Origin of the sequence: Methanosarcina sp. (assembly GCF_035390745.1) — an archaeon.
Taxonomy (GTDB): domain Archaea; phylum Halobacteriota; class Methanosarcinia; order Methanosarcinales; family Methanosarcinaceae; genus Methanosarcina.
Map to the genome: position 1 here is coordinate 1 of NZ_DAOOUJ010000106.1, position 5,395 is coordinate 5,395.

At 39.1% G+C, this 5,395-nt stretch carries 5 protein-coding genes; 2 read left to right on the top strand and 3 right to left on the bottom strand.

The genetic code is table 11. From position 1 onward, the window contains the following. Positions 1-89: 89 nt before the first annotated feature. The gene (locus tag PLL47_RS14365) at positions 90-218 is read left to right on the top strand and encodes a hypothetical protein (RefSeq protein WP_324447180.1); all 129 of its coding nucleotides are present in this window, start codon (positions 90-92) and stop codon (positions 216-218) included. A 614-nt stretch (positions 219-832) separates the two neighbouring features. On the opposite strand, the gene PLL47_RS14370 is transcribed toward PLL47_RS14365, so the two are convergent. Then, positions 833-1,330 carry a hypothetical protein gene (locus PLL47_RS14370; RefSeq protein WP_324447182.1) on the bottom strand — a complete coding sequence of 166 codons (498 nt, stop codon included), beginning with the start codon at positions 1,328-1,330 and terminating at the stop codon, positions 833-835. Positions 1,331-1,591: 261 nt separating this feature from the next. Here PLL47_RS14370 and PLL47_RS14375 point away from each other — a divergent pair, with 261 nt between their 5' ends. After that, on the top strand, positions 1,592-2,587 hold the full coding sequence (locus PLL47_RS14375; RefSeq protein WP_324447184.1) for a radical SAM protein: 996 nt from the start codon (positions 1,592-1,594) through the stop codon (positions 2,585-2,587). Positions 2,588-3,720: 1,133 nt separating this feature from the next. Here PLL47_RS14375 and PLL47_RS14380 read toward each other — a convergent pair. Both PLL47_RS14380 and PLL47_RS14385 read right to left on the bottom strand, forming a co-directional pair. Then, positions 3,721-4,524 carry a 2-amino-3,7-dideoxy-D-threo-hept-6-ulosonate synthase gene (locus PLL47_RS14380; protein WP_324447186.1) on the bottom strand — a complete coding sequence of 268 codons (804 nt, stop codon included), beginning with the start codon at positions 4,522-4,524 and terminating at the stop codon, positions 3,721-3,723. Between the two features lie 95 nt (positions 4,525-4,619). After that, complete coding sequence (locus tag PLL47_RS14385) at positions 4,620-5,135, bottom strand: deoxyuridine 5'-triphosphate nucleotidohydrolase (RefSeq protein ID WP_324447187.1); 516 nt, start codon at positions 5,133-5,135, stop codon at positions 4,620-4,622. Positions 5,136-5,395 lie beyond the last annotated feature (260 nt).

Here is a 5,395-nt window from a genome sequence, read left to right on the forward strand (position 1 = left end):
TTCCTCGGAACGAGGAAAAATTGCGTAGCCTTGTTAAGCCTACCTGAATAGTTACTTTCATTTTTTAAAAGCATTGCAGGTTAAATGTTATGCCAGAAGAGGAAGAAAATTCAAAAATTATAATTTGTATAATTCCGGGACTGCATGAAGAATTAATGATAAAATTCCCTGAAGATAAAACCGCCAGAAGAAGTTTCTTGCTGTGTAAATTTCTTTAAAATAGGCTTGCGTTCCCATCCAAAAACCTGGAAGTTCCGAACGGCATTAAGAGATGCTTTAATTTTATCTGGGAAGAGATATTGAGGTACTGGACTCACGGGTTGCGAGTTTTAGTTTAATTTCTTTATTTCTTCTATCCCTTTCTTGTGTGGAGTAGATCTTGTATTATTTGTGGGGTGTTGAAGGGATGAGAACGCAAGATATACTATGCACTCCTGGTATATAACACTTTTGTAAATTTATGTAACACATAATGTTATTCACTTTGTATACTATTATTACATCATTGTAATATTAATTCGAGGAACTAGTATTATATGATTCATATGATTCATATACCTCTTCCCAAGAAACCCTGAAAACCAACAACCTCTGGCTGATTCACTCAAAAACTCGTTTTGAAATTAATATAATCTGGCATGAGCACAGGTGGAAGTAAAAAGAGAAGATTTAACACAGGTTCCCGGTAATCAGGTAGATAAGAATATAATTTGAAAATAACAGGCTGGGAGAATTTCAGGAAAAAAAACAGAATATGCCGGATTTTTTCCAGCAGAATTTGCAGCTCTTATCCTGGTTTCAGGCTCTTATTGTTATGGCTTTTACTGTTATTTTACTGCCCCTGAGAATACTCCACTACATTGCCTTCTTCATCAACCATTTTCATTTTGCCGTCTTTCATGCTCATTTCTGAAACAACGTCTCCGGACTCGTCATAAGCAGTCCAGAAATAGGTTTCTCCGTTTTCGGACCACATATATTCAATTTTGGAGTATTCTTCATCTTTAGTATTTGTCTCATAAACGGCTTTGCACATCGGAATTCCGTCAACTGTCTCCATTCCGGTAATTTTCATTGTAACTTCTTCGCCTGTCTGGGGGTTTGTTGATTTCCAGGAAGAACCTACAGCACACCAGTTGCTGGAATCTCCGGTGGATACGGTCTCTACATCAGTTTCTTCTTCGTTTCCGGCAGAAGATTCTTCTTCGTCCGCTTCACCCGACTCTTCAGGAACACTTATGTCTTCTTTGTTGTTTTCACTGCACCCCGAGGAAGCAGCAAAAATGGCACACATGATTATTACAAGTACTGAAAACCACTTCTTCAACATAATTCCTATTCCTCCTCTATTTATTTTAAATTTAAGTGATTTTTCTTTTATTTATAAGTGCTTGTTTCTGTTTTTGCAAGACGAATAAGCTTTTTTTCTAGCTTGAAAAATTAAATTAATGTGTAATGAAAAAATGTTCCTTATTTCAAATCTGGCTACCAACTGCTTAAATTATCTTTTCAGAATAATTTATATATTATCTCGTGAAGATCAGAAAAGGGCTGAACTAAGGGTATAAATATTCATTCAGAGGGACATTAGATGCAAAGTACACCAATTACACCTGAATTAAAAGCCTTTCTTATTTCAATAGGTTCCGTTTCTGTGGACCCTTCGCTTATTCCCAGGGCTCGAGGATCCACTGCAGGTCCGGGGGCTGGTACCAGCTCCGTTTTTTTCAGGGCAGGGGAAAAGCGTGTCAGGCTCACTGTGAATAAGAATTCTCCCCTTTCCATTAAAGCAGCAGGGGAGGACGGGACAGTCGCGCTTCTGCACGAAGGAAAAGAACTTGTCAGAGGAAAACTTGAGCCTGCCCCTGCACACTGCCCTGATCAGGCTTTTATCACGCTCTCCGAGAGGTGCATCTTTGACTGCAAATACTGCCCTGTACCCAAACTTCAGGGGCATGTCAAAACTGATGAAGAAGTCCTGAGCATAGTGGATGAAGTTCTGAAGGCAGGAATTCTCAAAGCTATTTCTCTCACATCTGGAGTCGAAACATCAATTGAAGATGAGGTAGAGCGTGTGCTCAAACTTCTCCCCGCCCTCAAAAAATATAATGTCCCCATAGGAGTTTCAGTATATCCTACCGAGGGCTGTTCCCGGAAGTTCCATGACGCAGGGGTTGACGAAGTTAAATATAATGTCGAGACAATGGACAGAGATATTTTCCAGAAAGTCTGCGGGGATCTTTCCCTTGATTATATTCTGGACCGGCTTAAAGAAGCTGTGGAAATTTTCGGAAAAAACAGGGTCTTCAGTAATTTTATAGTTGGGCTTGGAGAAAGCGATGCTTCTGTCAGGGAAGGGGTAGAAACCCTTGCAAAGATGGGGGTAATTCCCATCCTGCGCCCGGTAAATCCCCACCCCTTAAGGTCCGGAGACTGTTTTACCGAACGCCCTTCTCCTGAACGCCTTTTGAAACTTGCAAAAATGGAAGCAGAAATTCTGAATAAGTACGGGCTTGACCCCTCGCTTGCAATGACAATGTGCCTTAAATGCACTGGCTGTGACCTTGTGCCTGTTGTGGATTTCTGATTCCTGCATATACATAGCAGGTTTCTGGTTCTGAGCTCATTCTCTATTATGTTCTGGAGCCTGACTTTTAATTTTCACTTTTTTTGATAATCTTTTTACTTTTATAATTTTAAAAATTATTTTTAGACTTTTAATTTTCTTTCTTTTCTTTATAGAGGAACCCCTTCATTTCCACTGGAACTATCCATAAATGGATTTTTTAAATACTCTTAGTTCTTCCTCATCTATGCCTTTTCGTTTTTTTCCTATATACTTTCTAATTGTTCCCCGGATTTTATTGCTATAAATGAGTTTTTCCCCTTCTCTTTTTTCCCTTCTCTTTCGCTAACAGAAGCCTATATGTGCAGCTTTATTTTTACGGAAATCTATTTTTTGATCAGATCTCCTTTTACGTTAAAGCCTTTTAGTTTTATTTTTCCTTAACTCTGAACTGGTTTATTCGATTATTTCCTTATTTGTACAGGTATCATTACTTTCTCGTTTTACTTTCTCCTGTGCTTTCTCGTTTTACTTTCACCTGTGTTGCCATCTCTTAAATCACTTATTTTTTACTCAGTCCTTTTATCTTACTCAGTTCTCTTTCTATCCTGTATGAGTTTTGCTTGTACATCTTTTTCAGTTCATTCTAATACCAAATCTTCTTAAATATTTTTTAATATCCGTAAGAATTGCCTCTCTCATACTTTGCTCTTCCTGGCAGAATTCAGAATAAGCCCCAAATTTCCACTGGAATCTACATGTAAATCACAAATTCTTTGTCTGATATATACAGAAACATGGTTTGGATCTGAGAATCTTTCTATATACCAGTGGTCTATTCCGGAAAAAGAGTTTGAATTGTCAGCATTTCTGCATCTTCTTCTTTTTATTGAAGTAGATCACATATTATCAGATATATTCTCAGGGCTTTAAGATTAAAGGAACAGAAAATAGATGTACAGAACAGAAAAGAGACGAATTATTGGAAATTCCCGGATGTTCCACTGGAATGGGTTACAGGAAATTTCCTGAAATGTAAATTTCCCGTCCCGACAGATCTGGGATAAGATCATAATTATATATTTAACCTATGAAACTAATTGTATTAGTACCTGGTTTTTATTATTTCAACTGCTGTTTTTTAATGCCTGTGTTCAGGCATTTCTGCCCATTTTCGTTATTTCTTCTGCAGTCATACCTTCATGGACGATTTTCGAAATTCTCCGCACGAGGCCGGTCGGGTCTTCTGCCTGGAATACATTTCTTCCAATGGCAACACCGCGCCCGCCTGCTTCAAGTGAACCCTCGATCATTTCCAGAAGTTCCTTTTCCGAGCCCATTTTGGGACCGCCTGCAATAATTACAGGTACAGGACACCCATTCACAACTTCTTTGAAGGTTTCAGGGCTTCCGGTGTAGTTTGTTTTGACAATATCTGCTCCAAGTTCAGCCCCAATCCTTGCTGCATGCTTTACCACATCAACATCGTATTCGGAACGGACTTTTTTTCCTCTCGGATACATCATTGCAAGGAGAGGAATTCCCCATTCATCACATTTTCCTGCAACATAGCCGAGACCCTGCAGCATCTCATATTCGTCTTCGGCTCCTATGTTAATATGAACAGATACGGCATCAGCTCCTACCTTTATGGCTTCTTCAACAGTTGTGACAAGGACTTTATGGTTCGGGTCAAGAGCAAGTGAGGTTGAAGCTGAAAGGTGGATTATCAGGCCTACATCGTGGCCATAACCCCTGTGGCCGTGTTTGGCAAGTCCCATGTGTCCAAGAACGGCATTAGCTCCACCTTCTGCAACTCTGTTTACAGCTTCCTGCAGGTTTGTAAGACCTGAAATGGGTCCTGCACCTACTCCATGATCCATGGGAATGATAATGGCATTACCTGTATTTCTATTGAAAATACGCTCCATCCTTACAGATTTTCCTATAGTACTCATAGGCTGTGATATACCGATCAGGTGATATATACTTTATCTGTATATTTCCGAAAGATACCTCACTCCAGACCTCAAAATACGCTCTTTTTCCATATTCAGTTTGTATTTTCGTTCTGGTAAACTCCTGAATAACCTTCCTCTACTTCGGTATTAAGGGTATAGAAAAGTAGCTGCATTATCCTGGCGTTTTTCTTCAACTTAAAGCCTGCAGGGTTATAAACCACAAGCATGGATTCGCTCCGCCCCCTGTAACCTGCGTCCCACACAGCAGTTTCAAGGGTTGCTCCGCATCGAATAAGACTTGATCTCGGCTTTGCAATTGCAGCCAGGTTCATGGGAATATTCACGATTTCGTTAAATATCACTTTATAGATCCCTTCTGGAAGGTGTATCCAGTCGTCGCTTCCGAATTCAAGGGATTTTGCATCAGGAACTTTCCTTTCGGAATTGTCGAAATCGACAGCTCCAGCACCTTCTATTGTTTTAATTTCTTTCAGGGTAAGTTCAAGCCCGTTAGGCTGTATCTGGGTTTCAGTGTCGACAGCATTTTCAAGCAAAGGAGGATTTGCCCGTATAAGTTTTCTCAGTTCATTGCTGGATAGAAGAACCATGAGAAACTGTAATTGTGTGATTCTTTATTACCATTTCGGGCTCCTTAACTGCATATCTTTTTCTTATATGTTCGCTTTTTCTTTTTCTTCTTTGCTTAATTTTTATATAACTTAATATTATTCTTTTATTATTATTTGAAGTAAGTATTTATAAAAAGGTTTATTCTTTGTGGGCAAATACCTCTAGGTAATATAGATGGTATCGATTATAGATGGTATCGATTATAGATGGTATCGATTATAGATGGTATCGATTATAG